This is a genomic window from Streptomyces sp. CCM_MD2014, assembly GCF_000772045.1.
Lineage (GTDB): Bacteria > Actinomycetota > Actinomycetes > Streptomycetales > Streptomycetaceae > Streptomyces > Streptomyces salinarius.
In genome coordinates this window covers 1,895,706-1,914,299 of sequence record NZ_CP009754.1, presented here as the reverse complement: position 1 = coordinate 1,914,299, position 18,594 = coordinate 1,895,706, and the positions used below count along the sequence as shown (strand labels likewise).

General features: G+C 72.4%; 19 protein-coding genes and 1 pseudogene. 10 read left to right on the top strand and 10 right to left on the bottom strand.

The genetic code is table 11. The features are described from left to right. Positions 1–16: 16 nt before the first annotated feature. Together NI25_RS08290 and NI25_RS08285 are read right to left on the bottom strand one after the other, a co-directional pair. The gene (locus NI25_RS08290) at positions 17–775 is read right to left on the bottom strand and encodes an SDR family NAD(P)-dependent oxidoreductase (RefSeq protein WP_061441819.1); all 759 of its coding nucleotides are present in this window, start codon (positions 773–775) and stop codon (positions 17–19) included. A gap of 68 nt (positions 776–843) precedes the next feature. Further along, on the bottom strand, positions 844–1,110 hold the full coding sequence (locus NI25_RS08285) for an Atu4866 domain-containing protein (protein ID WP_061441818.1): 267 nt from the start codon (positions 1,108–1,110) through the stop codon (positions 844–846). 139 nt (positions 1,111–1,249) lie between these two features. On the opposite strand from NI25_RS08285, the gene NI25_RS08280 reads away from it, so the two are divergent. Continuing rightward, entirely contained in the window at positions 1,250–2,107 is an 858-nt protein-coding gene (locus NI25_RS08280; RefSeq protein ID WP_078884558.1) for a helix-turn-helix transcriptional regulator, read from the top strand. 23 nt (positions 2,108–2,130) lie between these two features. Here the strand turns inward: NI25_RS08280 and NI25_RS08275 are convergent, their stop codons facing one another. Both NI25_RS08275 and NI25_RS08270 read right to left on the bottom strand, forming a co-directional pair. Beyond that, on the bottom strand, positions 2,131–2,382 hold the full coding sequence (locus NI25_RS08275) for a DUF397 domain-containing protein (protein WP_061441817.1): 252 nt from the start codon (positions 2,380–2,382) through the stop codon (positions 2,131–2,133). Continuing rightward, positions 2,379–3,212 (bottom strand): helix-turn-helix domain-containing protein, encoded by an 834-nt coding sequence (locus NI25_RS08270; RefSeq protein ID WP_061446825.1) that lies wholly within the window; start codon positions 3,210–3,212, stop codon positions 2,379–2,381. Before NI25_RS08270 ends, NI25_RS08275 begins: the two co-directional genes overlap by 4 nt. Positions 3,213–3,361: 149 nt before the next feature. Here NI25_RS08270 and NI25_RS08265 point away from each other — a divergent pair. The 4 genes and pseudogenes from NI25_RS08265 to NI25_RS08250 all read left to right on the top strand — a co-directional run bounded on the left by NI25_RS08265 (position 3,362) and on the right by NI25_RS08250 (position 5,724). Continuing rightward, positions 3,362–3,849 (top strand): annotated as a pseudogene (locus NI25_RS08265) (ATP-binding protein). 54 nt (positions 3,850–3,903) lie between these two features. Further along, a complete protein-coding gene (locus NI25_RS08260; RefSeq protein ID WP_061441816.1) occupies positions 3,904–4,590 on the top strand; it encodes a maleylpyruvate isomerase family mycothiol-dependent enzyme in 687 nt (228 codons plus the stop codon). After that, on the top strand, positions 4,587–4,772 hold the full coding sequence (locus tag NI25_RS08255) for a copper chaperone PCu(A)C (protein ID WP_061441815.1): 186 nt from the start codon (positions 4,587–4,589) through the stop codon (positions 4,770–4,772). The genes NI25_RS08260 and NI25_RS08255 overlap by 4 nt, the downstream gene beginning before the upstream one ends. 37 nt (positions 4,773–4,809) lie before the next feature. Continuing rightward, positions 4,810–5,724, top strand: a complete 915-nt coding sequence (locus NI25_RS08250) for a HipA family kinase (protein ID WP_061446824.1) — start codon at positions 4,810–4,812, stop codon at positions 5,722–5,724. Positions 5,725–5,786: 62 nt separating this feature from the next. Here NI25_RS08250 and aceB read toward each other — a convergent pair whose 3' ends face one another. Further along, complete coding sequence (gene aceB / locus NI25_RS08245; protein WP_061441814.1) at positions 5,787–7,409, bottom strand: malate synthase A; 1,623 nt, start codon at positions 7,407–7,409, stop codon at positions 5,787–5,789. Between the two features lie 184 nt (positions 7,410–7,593). Next, positions 7,594–8,217 carry a nucleotidyltransferase family protein gene (locus NI25_RS08240; RefSeq protein WP_061441813.1) on the bottom strand — a complete coding sequence of 208 codons (624 nt, stop codon included), beginning with the start codon at positions 8,215–8,217 and terminating at the stop codon, positions 7,594–7,596. Positions 8,218–8,379: 162 nt separating this feature from the next. On the opposite strand from NI25_RS08240, the gene NI25_RS08235 reads away from it, so the two are divergent. After that, complete coding sequence (locus NI25_RS08235) at positions 8,380–8,694, top strand: DUF5955 family protein (protein WP_061441812.1); 315 nt, start codon at positions 8,380–8,382, stop codon at positions 8,692–8,694. 23 nt (positions 8,695–8,717) lie between these two features. Here NI25_RS08235 and allR read toward each other — a convergent pair whose 3' ends face one another. Next, on the bottom strand, positions 8,718–9,554 hold the full coding sequence (allR, locus tag NI25_RS08230) for an allantoin degradation transcriptional regulator AllR (RefSeq protein ID WP_061441811.1): 837 nt from the start codon (positions 9,552–9,554) through the stop codon (positions 8,718–8,720). A gap of 256 nt (positions 9,555–9,810) precedes the next feature. On the opposite strand from allR, the gene allB reads away from it, so the two are divergent. Further along, the gene (gene allB, locus NI25_RS08225) at positions 9,811–11,148 is read left to right on the top strand and encodes an allantoinase AllB (protein WP_061441810.1); all 1,338 of its coding nucleotides are present in this window, start codon (positions 9,811–9,813) and stop codon (positions 11,146–11,148) included. Between the two features lie 64 nt (positions 11,149–11,212). Continuing rightward, on the top strand, positions 11,213–12,352 hold the full coding sequence (gene alc, locus NI25_RS08220) for an allantoicase (protein ID WP_061441809.1): 1,140 nt from the start codon (positions 11,213–11,215) through the stop codon (positions 12,350–12,352). Positions 12,353–12,462: 110 nt separating this feature from the next. Here the strand turns inward: alc and NI25_RS08215 are convergent, their stop codons facing one another. Next, the gene (locus NI25_RS08215; protein ID WP_061441808.1) at positions 12,463–13,239 is read right to left on the bottom strand and encodes an SDR family oxidoreductase; all 777 of its coding nucleotides are present in this window, start codon (positions 13,237–13,239) and stop codon (positions 12,463–12,465) included. Positions 13,240–13,508: 269 nt separating this feature from the next. Between NI25_RS08215 and NI25_RS08210 the strand changes: the two genes are divergently transcribed. Together NI25_RS08210 and NI25_RS08205 are read left to right on the top strand one after the other, a co-directional pair. Continuing rightward, positions 13,509–14,318 carry a hypothetical protein gene (locus NI25_RS08210; protein WP_061441807.1) on the top strand — a complete coding sequence of 270 codons (810 nt, stop codon included), beginning with the start codon at positions 13,509–13,511 and terminating at the stop codon, positions 14,316–14,318. Between the two features lie 29 nt (positions 14,319–14,347). Continuing rightward, entirely contained in the window at positions 14,348–16,222 is a 1,875-nt protein-coding gene (locus NI25_RS08205; RefSeq protein ID WP_148315115.1) for a non-ribosomal peptide synthetase, read from the top strand. A 543-nt stretch (positions 16,223–16,765) separates the two neighbouring features. On the opposite strand, the gene NI25_RS08200 is transcribed toward NI25_RS08205, so the two are convergent. Beyond that, on the bottom strand, positions 16,766–18,190 hold the full coding sequence (locus NI25_RS08200) for an amidase (RefSeq protein WP_199560851.1): 1,425 nt from the start codon (positions 18,188–18,190) through the stop codon (positions 16,766–16,768). A gap of 16 nt (positions 18,191–18,206) precedes the next feature. Beyond that, positions 18,207–18,488 carry a hypothetical protein gene (locus tag NI25_RS08195; RefSeq protein ID WP_061441804.1) on the bottom strand — a complete coding sequence of 94 codons (282 nt, stop codon included), beginning with the start codon at positions 18,486–18,488 and terminating at the stop codon, positions 18,207–18,209. Between the last annotated feature and the right edge of the window lie 106 nt (positions 18,489–18,594).

Below are 18,594 nucleotides of genomic sequence, written 5' to 3'. Positions count from 1 at the left end.
CGGTACTGCGGACTGTTCAGTGCGCGGTGAGTCCGCCGTCGACCACCAGCTCCGAGCCGGTCACGAACGAGGAGTCGTCGCAGGCCAGGAAGAGGATCGCGGGGGCGATCTCGTCGGCGCGGCCGGCTCGGCGCATGGGGGTGCGCCGGATGTCCGGCTGCTGGTCGCCCTGCTCGTCCAGGAGGTCCTGGATCATCGGCGTGGCGATCACCCCGGGGTGCACCGAATTGACCCGGACGCCCTGCCGGGCGTACTCGACCGCGGCGGTCTTGCTCAGCAGGCGCACGGCCCCCTTGGACGCCTGGTAGGCCGCGGCCGCACCGCTGCCGACCAGGCCGAGGACGGACGACGTATTGATCACCGACGCGTTGCCGCTCGCCCGCAGGAGCGGCATCGCCGCCCTCATGCCGAGCCAGGTGCCCTTCTGGTTCACGTCGATGACACGGTCCCACGCCTCTTCCCGCGTGTCCTCGACACCCGGCCAGTCCAGGATGCCGGCGATGTTCACGAGCACGTCCAGCGTGCCGAACCGGTCGCGCACGAGGGCGATCACGTCCTCCCACTCCCGCGCGGAGGAGACGTCGAGACGGGCGGCCACGACCTCCGTGCCGCTCGCCTCGATCCGGTGGGACAGCTCCCGCAGGGGGCCCTCGGCGACATCGGTGATCACCAGCCGGGCGCCTTCGCGGGCGAAGAGTTCGGCGGTCGCCGCGCCGAGGCCGCCCGTCGCGCCGGTGATCAGCGCGACCTTGCCGTCAAGCCTTTGTCCGTTCATGGATCCGGTCCTTGCTGCTCGTTGCTACTTCTTGTTGCCGCTTGCCGCCGTCGGCGGCCCGGTCCGCGCTACGACGACCGCTGCTCCCGGTAGAGCACGAGGTGCTCGTGGTAGAGCACTCCGTCCCGGATGTCGCCCGTGGCGGTGAACCCGGTGTCGTCGACGTAGTCCAGGTGGCTGCCGGTCACGGTGTACCGGCCGGTGTACGCGCTGCGCCGCCCGCCGCGGGCCTCGTCGTAGCGGCCGTCCGGCAGCAGCTCCTGACGGATGTGACCGTCCGCGGTCACCCACATCCCGACCACGTCGACGTGGTCGCCCTCAACGGTCCCGGCCATGGCGGACTCCTCTCCTCGAACGCTGTCGGTCCTTCACGTCCACCGAGTCTGCGCAGGTCGGCGGCGGCCGACCAGGACGTGTGCTGCCTGGGTGCGGCACACCCAGGCAGCACGCCGGGCCGCCGCCTAGCCTGAAGACATGGACGACAACCACTTGGGAGAGTTCCTGCGCACCCGCCGCGCCGGCCTGCGGCCGGAGGACGTCGGCATGGCGAGCTACGGAGCCCGTCGGGTCGCCGGACTGCGCCGCGAGGAGGTCGCCGTCCTGGCCGGAGTGAACGCCGACTACTACACCCGCATGGAACAGGGCCGCGAGCGCAACCCCTCACCCCAGGTGGTCGACGCGCTCAGCCGCGCGCTGCGCCTCGACGCGGACGCCCGCGCCCACCTGTTCCGGCTGGCCGGCGCCACGCCGAACGACCGGCCCTCAGGCCACGCCGCCGAGCGGGTCAGCCCGGCGCTGCGACAACTGATGGACGGCTACGCGAACACCCCGGCGTTCGTCATGAGCCGGACCCTGGACCTCCTCGCCACCAACGCCCTGGCCGACGCCCTCTACGCCCCGTTCGACCCGGCGGACAACCTGGCCCGTATGACGTTCCTCGACCCCGCGGGCCGCAGCTTCTACCCGGACTGGGACCGGGCGGCCCAGGCCACCGTCGCCAATCTCCGCGAGGCGACCGGATTCGACCCGGACCACCCCCGGCTGCGCGACGTCGTCCGCACCCTCACCGAGCACAGCGCGGACTTCACCCGCCTCTGGAACGCGCACACCGTGCGCGGCAAGACCCAGGACGCCAAGCACCTCCTCCACCCGGACGTCGGCCCCCTGACCCTGACCTACCAGGCGTTCGACGTACGCGAGGCGCCCGGCCAGCAGCTCGTCATCTACCACGCCGAACCGGGCAGCCCCAGCGCCCAGTCCCTCGACCTGCTCGGTTCCCTCCACTCCACCCGGCACCGCCCCGACCCCCGCCGTGAGGCTCGGCGGCAGTAGGCCGGGGCGGGCGCGCGGCGGTGTCAGACGCGTGTCGTGGTCGTGTACGTGAGGAAGCGGATCCATGCCTCCGGCGACACGGCGAGCCGGTCCCCGTGCGGCACCTTGGAGTCACGGACGTGGACCGTGCCGGGGCAGGAGGCGACCTCGACGCAGTCGCCGTCACCGCTGCTGCTGTAGCTGGATTTGTGCCAGGACAGGGCCACCTCGACGCAGTCGCCGTCGCCGCCGCTGCTGTACGAGCTTTTGAACCAGACCAGTTCCATAGTGCTCATGAGGCTCCTCGCATCCGCTGCAACAGGCTCAGGGAGTCGTCGAGGGAGAGAGCCTGTGACCGCATCCTGGCATACCTCATCTGGAGGACGCTGACCTCCTTCCGCTCGGGGACGAACATGCCCCCGCGCTGTCCTTCGTTGTACGCGAACCAGCGTGCGTCGGGCGTCTCCAGGAGTTGCATCGGGCCATCCAACCCGGCGTGGGCGTTGCGCACCAAGGGCATCACCTGTACCTCCACGTTTCGCAGCTCGGCCAGCCCCAGAACGTGGTCGATCAGCTCCCGCGTGACCTCCGCCCCGCCCATGCGCCGCAGGAACAAGTGCTCCTCCAGAATGAAGCTGAACGCCGTGTTCGGCCGCTCCCTCAACAAGCGCTGTCGTTCTGCTCGTGCCACCCACTGCGCCTCGATCTGATCGTCACCCAGTGGCGGAAGTTGGTTCGTGAACAGCGTGCGCGCGTACGCCTCGGTCTGCAACAGGCCCGGAATGAGGCGGCATTCATACGTATACAGACTCACCGCCTCCGCCTCGAACCGCGCCCACTGCCGGAACCAGCTCGCCAGCCCCGGTTGCCGCGACAGGTGCCGTGCCGCACCCCGCAGCGCGCCGAAGGCGTCGAGGGTCTGCTCCGCGCGCTCCACGAAGTCGACCGGAGGGAACCTCCGCCCCTGCTCGATGGACGCCACCGTCGGCACCGAGTACCGCACCCGCGGTGCGAACTCCTCCTGGGTCAGCCCCGCCCGTTTGCGGAACGCCTTGACGACCTCGCCGAACGCCTTGAGGCTGTCCGAGGCCTCCGGCTCACCCGCGCCGCCCGTACCGTCCGTCATCCGGGACACCTCCCACCCGTCATGCCCACTCAACGGGCCCATGCTCACGGACGGTTACTCCTACTGTCCACCGTCCGCACCCGTACGATCACCCTGCGTACCGGTCCGTGATCTGGCGGGACGGCGTCGCCGCAGGTGGGATGGGCGGCATGAGACCAGCCTCCGCCCCCCGGCTCCCCGTCACCGCGCGTGTGTTCGTCCAGCGGTTCAGCTCGACCCCGCGCGGTGCACGACTGGCCCGCCATCTCGCCCTGCACCGCCTGGACGCGTGGGGAGTTCCGTACGGCTCGACGGTGTCCGACACGGCCGCGCTGCTCGTCGCGGAGCTGGCGGCGAACGCCGTGACGCACGGGAGGGTGCGGGGCGGGACATCGAGGTGCTGCTGCGGCTCGACGCGTACACGCTGCGGATCGACGTGTCCGACAGCCGCGGGGAGCGGCGGCCGAGTGAGCCGGAGGCCACGGCCACCGCGGCGCCGGAGGCCGAGCACGGACGCGGGCTGCTGCTCGTGGACGCGCTGGCGGACCGGTGGGGCGTGTTCGACCGCGTACCCGTCGGCAAAACGGTCCGCGCGGAGCTGCATCTGGTGCCTCGTGGCGAAAGATCCCTCGCGGGCGATGACTTCGCGCGGGGATGAGAGTCTCCTCCACGACCACCACCATCGCACGCCGACGAACAGGAGACCCTCCGCATGACCGATCCGGAGCTGACCGCGGAACGCGGCCACGGGAGTGGCGTCTGGGCCTCGATCCGTACGGAGCGGGCGGCGCTGGCCGCCGATCTCGCGGAACTGACCGAGGCGCAGTGGGCGACACCGTCGCTGTGCGCCGGTCTGTCGGTGCGCGAGGTGCTGGCGCATCTCACGGCGGGTGCGAGCCTCAACACCGTACGCTGGCTGGCCGGGGTGATCCGCTGCCGGTTCGACTTCGACAAGCAGGTGGCCGTGCGGCTGGCGGAGCAGCTCGGCGCGGATCCGGCCGAGACCCTCGCGCGGTTCCGGCACATCGTCCCGAGCACGACCAAGCCGCCGCTGCCCGCCATCGCCATGCTGGGCGAGACGCTCGTCCACGGAGAGGACATACGGCGTCCGCTGGGCATCCGTCACGCCTACCCGATCGACGTCGTCACCCGGGTGGCCGAGTACTACCAGGGCTCGGACATGGTGGTGGTCGCCAAGAAGCGCGTCGCGGGGTTGCGACTCGCCGCGGACGACGGCACGTTCACGACCGGCTCCGGGCCCGTGGTGTCCGGCCCCACCCTGGCCCTGGTGATGGCCATGACCGGACGCGCGACGTACTGCGACGGCCTGGAAGGCGACGGGGTGGAACTCCTCCGCGCTCGCTGTCGGCACGACGACGAGCACGGCTCCCGCGGATGAACGGCGGGAAGACGCGGCTGGAGCGGGGCAAGACCCACCTCGTGCTGCGGGAGGTGCGGGAGACGGTACGAGGCGGCGACTTCATGAAGTTCACGATGAGGTTCGAGGACGCCGGACCGGTCACCTTCACCGTCCAGTCACAGGTCCCGGTCTACGACGAGAGTCCGTCACCGACGGGATAGGAACACCGGTCATTATGCTCACCTCATGCCCGAGGCGATGTTGAAAGAGGTCGTGGCCACCCGCTACGTCGAACCCCTGCACTCCGGCGGCTCCGTGCCCGCCGTCGTCGAGGCCGACGACCTCGGGACGTACGTCCTGAAGTTCACCGGCTCCGCCCAGGGCCGCAAGGCGCTGGTCGCCGAGGTGATCGTGGGGGAGCTGGCCCGGGAGCTGGGGCTGCGGATGCCGGAACTGGTGCTCGCGCACTTCGACCCGGCGATCGCCGACGCCGAGCCGCACCAGGAGGTGCGGGACCTGCTGCACGCCAGCGCGGGGCTCAACCTCGGCATGGACTACCTCTCGGGCGGCGCCGACTTCACGCCCGAGGTCGCCGACGTGTTCCCGGTGGATCCGCGGGAAGCCGGGCGCGTCGTCTGGCTCGACGCGCTCACCGTGAACGTCGACCGGACCGTGCACAGCTCCAACCTCATGGTCTGGCCCACCCTCGGCACCGTGCCGCCGCGCCTGTGGCTCATCGACCACGGCGCGGCGCTCGTCTTCCACCACCGCTGGGGCGCCTCGCCGCCCGAGAAGGCCTACGACTTCCGCCACCACGCCCTCGGTCACTGCGCGCCCGACCTCCCGGCCGCCGACGCCGAGCTGGCGCCGAGGGTGACGCGGGAGCTGTTGGGCGAGGTGGTGGGACGGGTCCCCGAGGCGTGGCTGACCTGCGAGGGCGACCTCGGCACGCCGGACGCGGTGCGTGCCGCCTACGTGGACTACCTGCACGCGCGCGTACGGGCCTCCGACCGGTGGCTGCCCACCGGTTTCCCGAGCCGCGAGGAGCTCGCCGCCGAGAACGCCGCCCGCGCGGCGCGCACGCAGCGGGGCCGGCCCGACTGGCTCAAGCGCGTCCCCGACCTGCACGGCAAGCCGCCCGCCGAGCAGGACTGGTCGGTTCACCTCGGCTGACACACGCCTGTGCCCCTGGTGCCAGTCCTCGGCACCAGGGGCACAGGCGTGTGCGGGCGTCGTCAGCCCTTCAGCTGCTCGTACGCCGGCAGCGTCAGGAAGTCGGCGTAGTCCTCGTCGAGCGACACCGTGAGCAGCAGGTCGTGGGCCTGCTGCCAGTTGCCGGCCGCGAAGGCCTCGTCGCCGATCTCGGCGCGGATGTTCGCCAGTTCCTCGGCGGCGACCTTGCGGGCCAGGTCGGCGGTGACCTGCTCGCCGTTGTCGAGGACGACCTCCGCGTTGATCCACTGCCAGATCTGCGAGCGGGAGATCTCGGCGGTGGCCGCGTCCTCCATCAGGTTGAAGATGGCGACCGCGCCGAGACCGCGCAGCCACGCCTCGATGTAGCGGATGCCGACCTGGACGGCGTTGACCAGGCCCGCGTAGGTCGGCTTGGCGTCCAGGGAGTCGATCGCGATCAGGTCGGCGGCCTTGACGTCGACGTCCTCGCGCAGGCGGTCCTTCTGGTTGGGCTTGTCGCCGAGAACCTTGTCGAAGGACTCCATGGCGATCGGGACCAGGTCCGGGTGGGCGACCCAGGAGCCGTCGAAGCCGTCGCCGGCCTCGCGGTCCTTGTCGGCGCGGACCTTCTCGAAGGCCACCTTGTTGACCTCCGCGTCCCGGCGGGACGGGATGAACGCCGCCATGCCGCCGATCGCGTGCGCGCCGCGCTTGTGGCAGGTGCGGACGAGGAGTTCGGTGTACGCCCGCATGAACGGGGCGGTCATCGTCACCGCGTTGCGGTCCGGCAGGACGAACTTGGCGCCGCCGTCACGGAAGTTCTTGACGATGGAGAACAGGTAGTCCCAGCGGCCGGCGTTCAGGCCGGAGGCGTGGTCGCGCAGTTCGTAGAGGATCTCCTCCATCTCGTACGCGGCCGTGATCGTCTCGATCAGGACGGTGGCGCGGACGGTGCCCTGCGGGATGCCGACGTAGTCCTGCGCGAAGACGAACACCTCGTTCCACAGGCGTGCCTCCAGGTGGGACTCCGTCTTCGGGAGGTAGAAGTACGGGCCCTTGCCGAGGTCCAGCAGACGCTGCGCGTTGTGGAAGAAGTACAGGCCGAAGTCGACCAGGGCGCCGGGGACCGGGCGGCCGTCGACCTGGAGGTGGCGCTCGTCCAGGTGCCAGCCGCGCGGGCGCATGACGACCGTCGCCAGTTCGGCGTCCGGGCGCAGGGCGTACGACTTGCCGGTGCGCTCGTCGGTGAAGTCGATGGTGCGGGTGTAGGCCGAGGTCAGGTTGAGCTGGCCGAGGACCACGTTCTCCCAGGTCGGCGCGGAGGCGTCCTCGAAGTCCGCGAGCCAGACCTTCGCGCCCGAGTTGAGGGCGTTGATGGTCATCTTGCGGTCGGTGGGGCCGGTGATCTCGACGCGGCGGTCCTGCAGCGCGGCCGGAGCGGGGGCCACCTTCCAGGAGTCGTCCGCGCGGACGGCGGCGGTCTCCGGGAGGAAGTCGAGCGTGGAGGTGCGGGCGATCTCGGCGCGGCGCTCCGCACGGCGGGCGAGGAGCTCGTCACGCCGGGGCGTGAACCGCCGGTGCAGCTCGGCCACGAAGGCGAGCGCCGCATCGGTGAGGACCTCCTCCTGCCTGGGCAGGGGCTCGGCGTCGACGATGGCCAGCGTGGACGGCGCTGGTGCGGACATGAGCTGTCACTTCCTTCAGCGGTGGCACCGGGTGCCAGAGGGTGCGTATGGGGCATTACGCACTCGCCGTGCAGCGGAGTGCTTCTGGTCAGTGGATAGTAGTTTCCTCATCGTGGAACTTCAATGGTTTGTTGATGTCGAGATTCTCCGGGTCGAGGGAAGGTGGCGCTGGGTGCCACCTCACTCACTCAAGGTGGCTCAGGTCCGCCTCGGTGTCGATGTCGTACGGCCGGGCCACGTCCCCGCACTCGACGAGGGCGATCTCCGCCTCGTGTTCCCTGAGATAGGCGCGCGCACCCCGGTCGCCGGTGGCGGTCGCCGCGATCCCCGCCCAGTGCGCGGCACCGAGCAGCACGGGATGCCCGCGCACGCCCGCGTACGCCGCCGAGGCCAGCGACGTCTCGTCCCGGTACCCGGCGCACACCCGGGCCATCGCCTCCGCGCCGATGCCGGGCTGGTCCACCAGGGCGACCAGTGCCGCCCGCGCCCCGGTCTCCGTCAGTGAGCGGAGCCCCGCCCGCAGGGACGAGCCCATGCTCTGTTCCCAGTCGGGGTTGTCCACGAGGACGCAGCCGTCGAGCGCCGCCCGCGCGCGTACGTCCTCCGCGCGCGCTCCGAGGACGACGTGCACGCGGGCGCAGCCCGCCGCGCGCAGCATGCCGGTCGCATGTTCGACGAGTAGGTGTCCGCGGTGTTCCAGCAGTGCCTTGGGGCGGCCGCCGAGCCGCCGGCCGCCCCCGGCGGCCAGCAGCAGCCCCGCCACCGGGCCGCCCACCTGGTCTTCTGCCTGCGCCTCGTTGTCGGTCATGCGTCCTGCATACCTGACGGCCCGCCAAACGCCCCGGCGTGCGCGGGATTTCCGGAGAATTTCCGGAGACTGAATTTCGGTCCGCGTGGTGGCGCGCCCGGCACGGGGTGGCGTTTACTGGCCCGCGCACAACGGAGTGCCAGGGGGAGGGCGGGGAGGGCTGTGTTGCGGAGCTTGGGGCAGAGGCACGTGACCGTCGGCGACGAAGACGTGAGGGTGGTGGCGCTGCGGACCGCCGTGTCGCGGCTGCGCCGTCAACTCGCCGCGCTGCCCGCCGATTTCCCGGACCGCGCAATCGCGGAGGACGAACTGGCCGCCCTCGCCGCGATGGCGGGTCACGGCGTCCCCGAGGCGCCCCGCCTGCGCCGCTCCCTGCTGCTGATAGCCGGCGCGATCGGCTCCGTCAGCGCCCTCAAGCCGGGGCTGACGGAGGTCCGTCACGCCGTGGAACTGTTCGGGGACCCGCCGCGCCGCTGAGTCCCGTCTAGGGGAAGGGCGCCTCAGGCGACCGGGGTGCCGTTCGAGCCGTTCGCCGAGCCGTTCGCCGAGCCGTTCGAGGTCAGCAGGGCCTCCGACAGCTCCGCCGCCACCTGCTGGAGCAGGGGCACGATCCGGTCGGTCGCGGCCTCGGTGACCCGGCCCGCCGGGCCGGAGATCGAGATGGCCGCGGCGGTGGGGGAGTCCGGCACGGAGACGGCCAGGCAGCGCACGCCGATCTCCTGCTCGTTGTCGTCGATCGCGTAGCCCTGGCGCCGTACGTCCTCCAGTGCGGCGATGAAGCCGTCCGGTGTGGTGATCGTCTTCTCGGTCGCGGCGGGCATGCCGGTACGGCCCAGCAGGGCCCGCACCTCGTCCGCCGGGAAGTCCGCGAGCAGTGCCTTGCCGACGCCCGTGGAGTGCGGCAGCACGCGCCGGCCCACCTCGGTGAACATGCGCATCGAGTGCTTGGACGGCACCTGGGCGACGTACACGATCTCGTCGCCGTCGAGCAGGGCCATGTTCGCCGTCTCGCCGGTCTCCTCGACCAGGCGGGCCAGGTGCGGGCGCGCCCAGGTGCCGAGCAGCCGGGAGGCGGACTCGCCGAGGCGGATCAGGCGGGGGCCGAGTGCGTACCGGCGGTTGGGCTGCTGGCGTACGTAACCGCAGGCCACGAGGGTGCGCATCAGGCGGTGGATGGTCGGCAGCGGCAGCCCGCTGCTCGCCGAGAGCTCGCTCAGGCCGACCTCGCCCCCCGCATCCGCCATCCGTTCGAGCAGGTCGAAGGCGCGCTCCAGGGACTGGACGCCACCGGTGGCGGACCTGGCGGAGTCGGTGGTGCTGGCGTTGGACGTCGGCACGGCACGTTCCTTTCGGGGCTGGCGGGAGGAAAGAAGCGTACCCGGCACCCGGTTGACTACCGGCTTGTACGTAGCTACGTTCTGCTTGCTGGAATTCTAATTCCGCTTTGTGGAAACGTCCAGAGCGGGGTCATTGGGCATGCCATCACAAAGGGTGCCTCTTGACGGCCTCGAAGGGGGAGTGAAGACTCCTTCAACAGAACGTTGAAATTCGACGGGCAGAGGCAGACAAGCACAGGCAGAGAAGGGGATCCGGGTGTCCGAAGCCGAACTGGTGCTGCGCTCGACGCGCGTCATCACTCCCGAGGGGACCCGCGCCGCGTCCATCGCGGTCACCGGGGAGAAGATCACGGCCGTGCTGCCGTACGACGCCCCCGTCCCGGCGGGCGCCCGGCTGGAGGACGTCGGCGATCACGTCGTCCTGCCCGGCCTGGTCGACACTCACGTGCACGTGAACGACCCGGGCCGCACCGAGTGGGAGGGCTTCTGGACCGCCACCCGCGCCGCGGCGGCCGGCGGCATCACCACCCTCGTGGACATGCCGCTCAACTCCATCCCGCCGACCACCACGGTCGACAACCTGCGCACCAAGCGCGAGGTCGCCGCCGACAAGGCCCACATCGACGTCGGCTTCTGGGGCGGTGCCCTGCCGGACAACGTCAAGGACCTGCGTCCGCTGCACGAGGCCGGCGTCTTCGGCTTCAAGGCCTTCCTGTCGCCGTCGGGAGTGGAGGAGTTCCCGCACCTCGACCAGGAGCAGCTCGCCCGGTCGCTGGCGGAGATCGCCGCCTTCGACGGCCTGCTGATCGTGCACGCCGAGGACCCGCACCACCTGGCCGCCGCCCCGCAGCAGGGCGGCCCCAAGTACACCCACTTCCTCGCCAGCCGCCCGCGCGACGCCGAGGACACCGCCATCGCGACCCTCCTCGCGCAGGCCAAGCGGTTCAACGCGCGCGTGCACGTGCTCCACCTGTCCTCCAGCGACGCCCTGCCGCTGATAGCCGAGGCCCGCGCCGACGGCGTGCAGGTGACGGTCGAGACCTGCCCGCACTACCTCACCCTCACCGCCGAGGAAGTGCCCGACGGCGCCAGCGAGTTCAAGTGCTGCCCGCCCATCCGCGAGGCCGCCAACCAGGACCTGCTCTGGCAGGCGCTCGTCGACGGCACCATCGACTGCGTCGTCACCGACCACTCGCCGTCCACGGCCGACCTCAAGACCGAGGACTTCGCGACCGCCTGGGGCGGCATCGCCGGTCTCCAGCTCAGCCTGCCGGCCATGTGGACCGCGGCCCGCGAGCGCGGCCACGGCCTGGAGGACATCGTCCGCTGGATGTCGACGCGCACGGCCGCCCTGGTGGGGCTCGACGCGCGCAAGGGCGCCATCGCGGCCGGCCACGACGCCGACTTCGCCGTCCTCGCCCCCGACGAGACCTTCACCGTCGACCCGGCCGCCCTCCAGCACCGCAACCGCGTCACCGCGTACGCGGGCAAGACCCTGTACGGCGTCGTGAAGTCCACCTGGCTGCGCGGAACGCGCGTCGTGGCGGACGGCGCGTTCACCGACCCGAAGGGACAGCTCCTCGACCGGGCCTGACGTGCCCGGCCACCCCTTGAACCGAGTCCCTCCCGAACAGCCCCGAAAGGAACACCTGATCACCGTGACGGCCCAGCAGACCCCCTCGTTGGCCAGCTTCACCGGCGATGCCAAGCCCTACGGAGGCGGCGACCCGTACGCGGACTACCGCACCGCCGACCTTCCCTTCACCCAGTACGCCAACCTTGCCGACCGGCAGCTCGGCGCGGGTGTCGTCGCCGCCAACGACGAGTTCTTCGCCCAGCGCGAGAACCTGCTGGTGCCCGAGCCCGCCGAGTTCGACCCGGAGCACTTCGGGCACAAGGGCAAGGTCATGGACGGCTGGGAGACCCGCCGGCGCCGCGGCGTCTCCGCCGAGCACCCGTGGCCCACCGAGGAGGACCACGACTGGGCGCTGATCCGCCTCGGCGCGCCGGGCGTGATCCGCGGCATCGTCGTCGACACCGCCCACTTCCGCGGCAACTACCCGCAGGCCGTCTCCGTCGAGGGCGCCTCGGTCGCCGGCTCCCCCTCCCCGGAGGAACTGCTCGCCGACGACGTGAAGTGGACGACCCTCGTCCCGCGCACCCCGGTCGGCGGCCACGCCGCCAACGGCTTCGCCGTCTCGGCCGAGCAGCGCTTCACCCACCTGCGCCTCAAGCAGCACCCCGACGGCGGCATCGCCCGCCTGCGCGTCCACGGCGAGGTCGTGCCCGACCCGGCGTGGCTCGCCGCCCTCGGCACCTTCGACGTCGTCGCCCTGGAGAACGGCGGACAGGTCGAGGACGCTTCCAACCTCTTCTACTCGCCGGCCACCAACACCATCCAGCCGGGCCGCTCCCGCAAGATGGACGACGGCTGGGAGACCCGCCGCCGCCGCGACCGGGGCAACGACTGGATCCAGTACCGCCTGGTGGACCGCTCCCAGATCCGCGCGATCGAGATCGACACGGCCTACCTGAAGGGCAACAGCGCCGGCTGGGCGTCCGTCTCCGTCAGGGACGGCGGAGACGACGAGGGCGGCGTGTGGCGCGAGGTGCTCCCGCGCACCCGGATGCAGCCCGACACCAACCACCGCTTCGTCCTGCCGGAGGCGGCCGTCGGCACGCACGCGCGCGTGGACATCTTCCCCGACGGCGGCATCTCCCGCCTGCGCCTGTTCGGCACCCTGACGGAGGACGGCGCCGCCCATCTCGCCGCCCGCCACCAGGAACTGGGCGGCTGACCCGGGAACCGGGCGGCTGACCCGCCGCCCGGCACAGACCCGCCCGGCACAGACCCGCGGGGCGCACCGGCAGGACAGCACCGGTGCGCCCCGCGCGTGCGTCGGTGGCGTTACGCGGCGTGGCCGCCGTCCACCGCGTACTCCGCGCCCGTGACGTACGAGGCGGTCGCCAGGAACGCCACCGTCGAGGCCACCTCGTCCGCCGTGCCGAAGCGGCCCAGCGCCGTCATGGCCGCCTGTCCGTCCGCGTAGGGACCGTCCGCCGGGTTCATGTCGGTGTCGATCGGTCCCGGGTGCACGATGTTCGCCGTGATCCCGCGCGGCCCCAGCTCCCTCGCCAGAGCCCTGGTCAGCCCGATCAGCGCCGACTTGCTCATCGCGTACAGCGTCCCGCCGGGTCCCGGCACCCGCTGGGTCATGCAGGTGCCGACGGTGATGATCCGCCCGCCCTCGCCCATGCGGGCCGCGGCCGCCTGGGAGGCCAGGAAGACACCGCGGACGTTCACGGCCAGCAGCCGGTCGACGTCGGCGAGGGCCAGGCTCTCCAGCGGGCCGAGCAGGCCGAGGCCCACGTTGTTGACCAGCACGTCGAGACCGCCGCCGAGCGCCGTGGCGGCCCGCTCGACCGCCCCCGCCGCCTCGTCCGCGTCGGCGGAGTCGGCCCGCAGGGCCACCGCTCGGCGTCCCAGGGCCTCGACGGCCCGTACGACGTCCTCCGCCGCGTCCTTGCCGTTGACGTAGGTGAGGGCCACGTCCGCGCCCTCCCGGGCCAGCCGCAGGGCCGTCGCCGCGCCGATGCCCCGGCTGCCGCCGGTCACCAGGGCGGTGCGGCCGGACAGGGGAGCGGTGGCGGGGGCCAATGGGTTCGTGTGCGTGTTCGTGTTCATGGGTCCATCCCAGCCGGGCCGCCGGGCCCGTGCTGGCGGTGAACGGACGTCGACCTGAGCGGTGCGCCGTCCGTGTCCTACTGGACGGCCCTGGCACCGAGCAGTGCCAGGGGCGGCGCGATCGGCCGGTCCGAGTCACACCATGTCCCGCCGCCACAGGGGCGACTAGGGGGCTGATTGGGGTTTGTCCGCGGGTGCGGCGCGCCTAAAGTCTGCGTTCGAACGCGGTTGACGAGCGTTTCAGCGGCTCTCGGGGAGGCAGGCACATCATGAGGGGGAGCGGGTCCTGGGCAGTCCGGTCCGACGGGACGGCGGACGGCATCGTTCTCGCCGTCGACTTTCCCGGTACGGGACGGCGGGAAGCCGGTTTCACGGATCTCGCCGAGCGGCTCGACATTCCGTACGCCCTTTGGGAGACGCTGCCGCCGCCGTTGGCCTCAGGTACCACACTGTCCGGCGCCGAATGGATCGACCGCTGGATGGCCGGGGTCGAGGCGAGCGGGCGTCCGGTGCGCGCGGTGATGGGATTCTGCGCCGCCAGTCCGTACGCGGCCGTCCTGGCACACCGTATCGGGGCGTTGCAGGGCGAGATGCCGGACGTGGTCTTCTTCGACCCGGACATCCCGCAGGAGTTCTTCCTCTACTGGCAGTACCAGCAGATCATGGAACGCTTCCTGCCGGAGCTGAGCGCCGAGGAATCCGCTGCGGCGCGGCAGCGCGGCGAGCAGGCACGCGAGCAGGCCGATGACCTCACCGCCCTGGGCGCCGAGCTGAGCCGGTGGTTTCGCGAGTACGGCGAGCCCGCGTGCCGTCGCGCCGGGCTGGACGACGAGCGTACGGCGGAGTTCCTCGGCGGCTTCACCACGTACGTGTCCTTCGTGTGCGGCTCCAGCCAGATCGCGGCGCAGGAGCCCGAGGCGTTGGTCGGCGCCTGGTCCACCGCGACCGCCGTGACCTCCGCGGGCAGCGGCGAGGCAGGCCGGCTGGTCGCAAAGGAGATCCCCTTCCCCGACATCGCGCACGTCGACCTGTTGGCGACCGCCGAGGTGGCCGCGGCCGTCTCCGCCCTCCTGAAGTGACGCCCGCCCCGGACCGCGAGGACGACACCATGGCAAGCGAGGACGCCCGCCCGCCGGGTACGGCCGACGTCGCGGCGCACGCGTTGACCGGGCCCGTGCGGCCCGTCCCCGGCACTCCGCTGCCCGACCTGCTCAGCGCCGTGGCCAACGGGTGTGCCGACGCCACGGCCCTGGTCGCGCCCGACGCGACGTACACCTACGGCGCGCTGCACGCCCGCGTGCAGCGGCTGGCCCGCCGGCTGCTGGCGGAGGGCGTCGGCGCCGAGGACCTGGTCGCCGTACTGCTGCCGCGCACCGCCGACTCGGTCGTCGCGCTGCTCGCCGTCCTCACCGCCGGCGCCACCTACGTGCCCGTGGACAGCGGCTACCCGCACCGGCGCATCACCGGCATGCTCGCCGACGCGCGCCCCCGCCTGCTGCTCACCACCCGAGATCTCGCAGCGCGGCTCGCGCCGGGCGTGCCCGCGCTGTGCCTGGACGATCCGGGCAGCGCCGCGGCGACGGACGCCCTGTCCTCCGACCCCGTCGAGGACGCCGAGCGCACCCGGCCGCTCAGGCCGCACGACGCCGCGTACGTGCTGTTCACGTCGGGCTCGACCGGGCGCCCCAAGGGCGTGGTGGTCGAGCACCGCTCCCTGATGAACCTGATCGTCGCGCACCGCGAACTGTTCTTCGGGCCCGCGACCCGGAACCTCGGACGGGAGCGGCTGCGCGTCGCGCACACCGCCGCGCTGTCGTTCGACGCGGCCTGGGACCCGGTGCTGTGGCTGTTCGAGGGGCACGAACTGCACCTCGTCGATGACAACGTCCGCCGGGATCCGGCCCTGCTGGTCCCGCACATCACCGAGCACCGCATCGACGTCGTGGAGACCACCCCCACCTTCGCCGAACAGCTCGACCGCGGCGGTCTGTTCGACACCGGTCTGCCCCACCGGCCCGGGGTGCTCGCGCTTGGCGGCGAGGCCATCGGGCCCGTCCAGTGGGACCGGCTGCGCGCCCTGCCGCAGCTGCTCGCGCTCAACCTGTACGGACCCAGTGAGTGCACCGTCGACGCGTTCGTCGCCCCGCTCGCTGAACACCCCTCGCCGACCATCGGCCGACGGCCCGTGCCCAACACGCGCGCCTACGTTCTCGACGAGCAGGGCGAGCCGTGCGCACCTGGCGAGACCGGTGAACTCCACCTGGCGGGAGCGGGAGTCGCCCGTGGCTATCTCGGCCGGCCCGACCTCACCGCCGAACTCTTCGTCCCCGACCCCTGGCAGCCGGACGGCGCGCGCATGTACCGCACCGGCGACCTCGTACGGCAGTCCCCCGACGGCACCCTCGTTTTCGTGGGCCGCGCCGACGACCAGGTGAAACTGCACGGGCAGCGACTGGAGTTGAGCGAGGTCGAGCAGGTGCTGCTGGGCCACGCCTGTGTCGCGCAGTGCGCCGTGCTGCTCCGTGAGGACAGCCCGGGCGCCCAGCGCCTCGTCGCCTACGCGGTCGGCGAGGGCTGCGCAGGGGAGGAACTGCGGGCGTACGCCGCCGAGTCGCTGGCCGCCTACATGGTGCCGTCCGCCGTCGTCGTCCTCGACGCCCTTCCTCTTTCCCCCAACGGCAAGCTCGACCGCTCCGCCCTGCCGGCCCCCGACTTCGGCGCACCGGCGGGGCGCGGGCGCGAGCCCTCCACGCCGGGCGAGAAGCTGCTGTGCCGACTGTTCGCGGACGTCCTCGGTCTCGGGGACGCCGACATCAACGGGATCGGGCCCGAGGACGACTTCTTCCTGCGCGGAGGGGACAGCATGGGCGCCATCCGCCTCGTCGCCGCCGCCCGCGAGGAGGGCCTGACCCTGCGCCTCCAGGACGTCTTCGAACACCGCACGGCTGAGGCCCTGGCCGCGTTCGCCGCCGACCAGCTCTGAGACCGCCGGGGGACGCGGGGACGGGTGGATGCGGCGGGAGAAGGCGGGGCAGAGCCTTACGCCGAGGGCAGAGGGACGGGGTAGGCGATGCCCGTGGGCCTGCGCCTGCGCCTGGGCCTGGGCCTGGGCCTGGCGGGTCGGGCGTCCCCGTCGGTCCTGGTGAGCCCGCCGAACCTGGTGAGCCCGTCGGGTCCGCCGAGCCGTGGAACTCCGGCGGCGTCCACACACCGCCCCTCCGCGGATGGACCAGCACGAGGAGGGTGCCGTCCTCCGTGTCGGGGCGTGCAGTCCCCGCCCGGCCCCGACCACGCGCCGTGGGATCCTTGGGCAGCAGGAAGTCCAGGGGCGCTGGAACACCTCTCCCGGCACGCCCTCCGGGACGGTCACGGGCCGGTCCCGCGAGGCCACCGGCGTCGGTACCGGCAAACCTACGTCGTCACGGCATCCACGGCGGGCCGGACCGCCGCCGCACACGAAGACGAACAACAACCGACCCGGGCGGACGGGCCGACGACCCGCGATCCCGTTCGCCCGGGAGTCCGTTCAGCCTCCGGCCGGCACCTCGGCCACCGGCCAGGGGCCGCCGCTCAGGGACTCGTAGAGGCGGCCGAGCCGCAGGAGGGTCTGTTCGCCGTGGGGGCGGCCCATGAACTGCAGGCCGACCGGGAGGCCGTCCTCGGGGGAGCCGCAGGGCACGGAGAGGGCGGGCAGGCCCGTCAGGCTCGCCGGGTGGGCGAAGCGGGTGCTGGCGACGGGCACGACGTCCATGCCGCCGTCGGGCTGCGGCAGGAAGAACTCGCCGTGCGCGACCGGGGGGATGGCGACCGTCGGCAGGACGAACGCGTCGATGCCCTCGAACGCCTCCTGCCACTTGGCGTGCAGGAGCTGCCGGGTGCGCAGCGCGTCGATGTAGTCGCGGGCCGGGACCAGCGCGCCCTCCTCCAGCCGGTCGCGGGTCGTCGGATGCAGCGCGGTGCCGTCCCGCAGGGCACGGCGGTGGTGGGCGCTGGCCTCCGCGGCCATGATCAGCGCGACAGCGGGTGACACAAGGTCGGCCATCGGAAGGCTCACCCGCACGATGCGTGCGCCCGCGGCGGCGAGCAGGTCCACCCCGGCGGCGACACGCTCCGCCACGTCGGGGGAGCAGCGTGAGAACAGCGCGTCGTCCGGGACGGCGAGCGTCAGCCCCTCCGCCGAGGCGGGCTCCGGCACCGACCACGGCTCCAAGTGCGCATCGGCGCCCGTTCCGGTCAGTACCGAGAAAGCCAGGGCCGCATCGGCCACGCTGCGCGACAGCACGCCGGGTGTGTCCAGCGACCAGGACAGCGGGGCCACGCCCTCACCCGGCAGCACCCCGTACGTGGGCTTCAGCCCGACCACCCCGCACATGGCGGCCGGGATGCGCACCGAGCCGCCGGTGTCGGTACCGAGGGCCAGGGGGCCCATGCCGGCCGCGACGGCCGCGGCGGCGCCGCCGCTGGAGCCGCCGGCGGAGCGTTCGGGGCAGCGCGGGTTGCGCGTGCCCGGGGTGACGGTGCCGAACGCGAACTCGTCCATCCGCGTCTTGCCGAGGACGAGCGCCCCCGCCGACCGCAGTCGCGCCACCACCGGGGCGTCGGCGGCGGCCGGGGTCCCGCCGGCCCGGCACAGCGCGGCCGAACCGGCCCAGGTGGGCGTGCCCGCCACGTCGAACAGGTCCTTGACCGACACGGGCACCCCGTCCAGCGGGCCGCGCGGGCCCTCCCGGGCTATACGTGCGGAGGCCCGCTCGGCCTCCTCGAGGACCGACTCCTCCAGGACGACGGTGTACGCGCCCACCCGGGGGTCTTCCTCGCGGATGCGGGCGAGGACCTGCTGGGCCAGGTCGACGGGGCTCAGCCCGCCGTCGGCGATGCGGGCCGCCGCCTCCACCGCGCTCATCTCGTGGCCCGGGGCAGCCGTTTCGGTGACGGTCTCGATCTCTGTCATCGGGTTCACGTCCCTGTCACTTCCATTCGAGGCGGAACGCGGGGTGCAGCCGCTGCCCGTCCAGGTCGAGTACCTCCAGCGCCCGGCCGGCGCCGAGGAGCCGGCCGCGCCGCGCCTCGAGATCCGCCCACCGTTCCTCCGCCACCGTGAGCCGGGCCGCGTCGGCGAGCACAGCGACGGCGAAGGCGGCGTCGTCCGCCGCGCCGCCGGGCGTCCCCGCGCCCGCGCCCGCGCCCTGCGAGACCCGCGGACCTTGCCCGCCGTGCGTACTCTGCGCACTCTGCGTTTCGTTCGACAATTCGTTTTCCTGCCGTCTCAGCCGGATGCGGCCTAGTCGGGTCGATTCCGTCCGGCAAACTAGCAAGCCCGCGGCCCTCGCAGAAGATTGCCGAACGCCGGGCCCC

Excerpts from the sequence above, each read along its gene's own strand:
- NI25_RS08200 (WP_199560851.1), bottom strand. The coding sequence starts at position 18,190 with ATGACAGAGATCGAGACCGTCACCGAAACGGCTGCCCCGGGCCACGAG.
- NI25_RS08290 (WP_061441819.1), bottom strand. The coding sequence starts at position 775 with ATGAACGGACAAAGGCTTGACGGCAAGGTCGCGCTGATCACCGGCGCG.
- NI25_RS08280 (WP_078884558.1), top strand. The coding sequence starts at position 1,250 with ATGGACGACAACCACTTGGGAGAGTTCCTGCGCACCCGCCGCGCCGGC.
- NI25_RS08270 (WP_061446825.1), bottom strand. The coding sequence starts at position 3,212 with ATGACGGACGGTACGGGCGGCGCGGGTGAGCCGGAGGCCTCGGACAGC.
- NI25_RS08250 (WP_061446824.1), top strand. The coding sequence starts at position 4,810 with ATGTTGAAAGAGGTCGTGGCCACCCGCTACGTCGAACCCCTGCACTCC.
- NI25_RS08215 (WP_061441808.1), bottom strand. The coding sequence starts at position 13,239 with ATGAACACGAACACGCACACGAACCCATTGGCCCCCGCCACCGCTCCC.
- NI25_RS08255 (WP_061441815.1), top strand. The coding sequence starts at position 4,587 with ATGAACGGCGGGAAGACGCGGCTGGAGCGGGGCAAGACCCACCTCGTG.
- aceB (WP_061441814.1), bottom strand. The coding sequence starts at position 7,409 with ATGTCCGCACCAGCGCCGTCCACGCTGGCCATCGTCGACGCCGAGCCC.
- NI25_RS08205 (WP_148315115.1), top strand. The coding sequence starts at position 14,348 with ATGGCAAGCGAGGACGCCCGCCCGCCGGGTACGGCCGACGTCGCGGCG.
- NI25_RS08285 (WP_061441818.1), bottom strand. The coding sequence starts at position 1,110 with ATGGCCGGGACCGTTGAGGGCGACCACGTCGACGTGGTCGGGATGTGG.
- NI25_RS08240 (WP_061441813.1), bottom strand. The coding sequence starts at position 8,217 with ATGACCGACAACGAGGCGCAGGCAGAAGACCAGGTGGGCGGCCCGGTG.
- NI25_RS08260 (WP_061441816.1), top strand. The coding sequence starts at position 3,904 with ATGACCGATCCGGAGCTGACCGCGGAACGCGGCCACGGGAGTGGCGTC.
- NI25_RS08275 (WP_061441817.1), bottom strand. The coding sequence starts at position 2,382 with ATGAGCACTATGGAACTGGTCTGGTTCAAAAGCTCGTACAGCAGCGGC.
- NI25_RS08210 (WP_061441807.1), top strand. The coding sequence starts at position 13,509 with ATGAGGGGGAGCGGGTCCTGGGCAGTCCGGTCCGACGGGACGGCGGAC.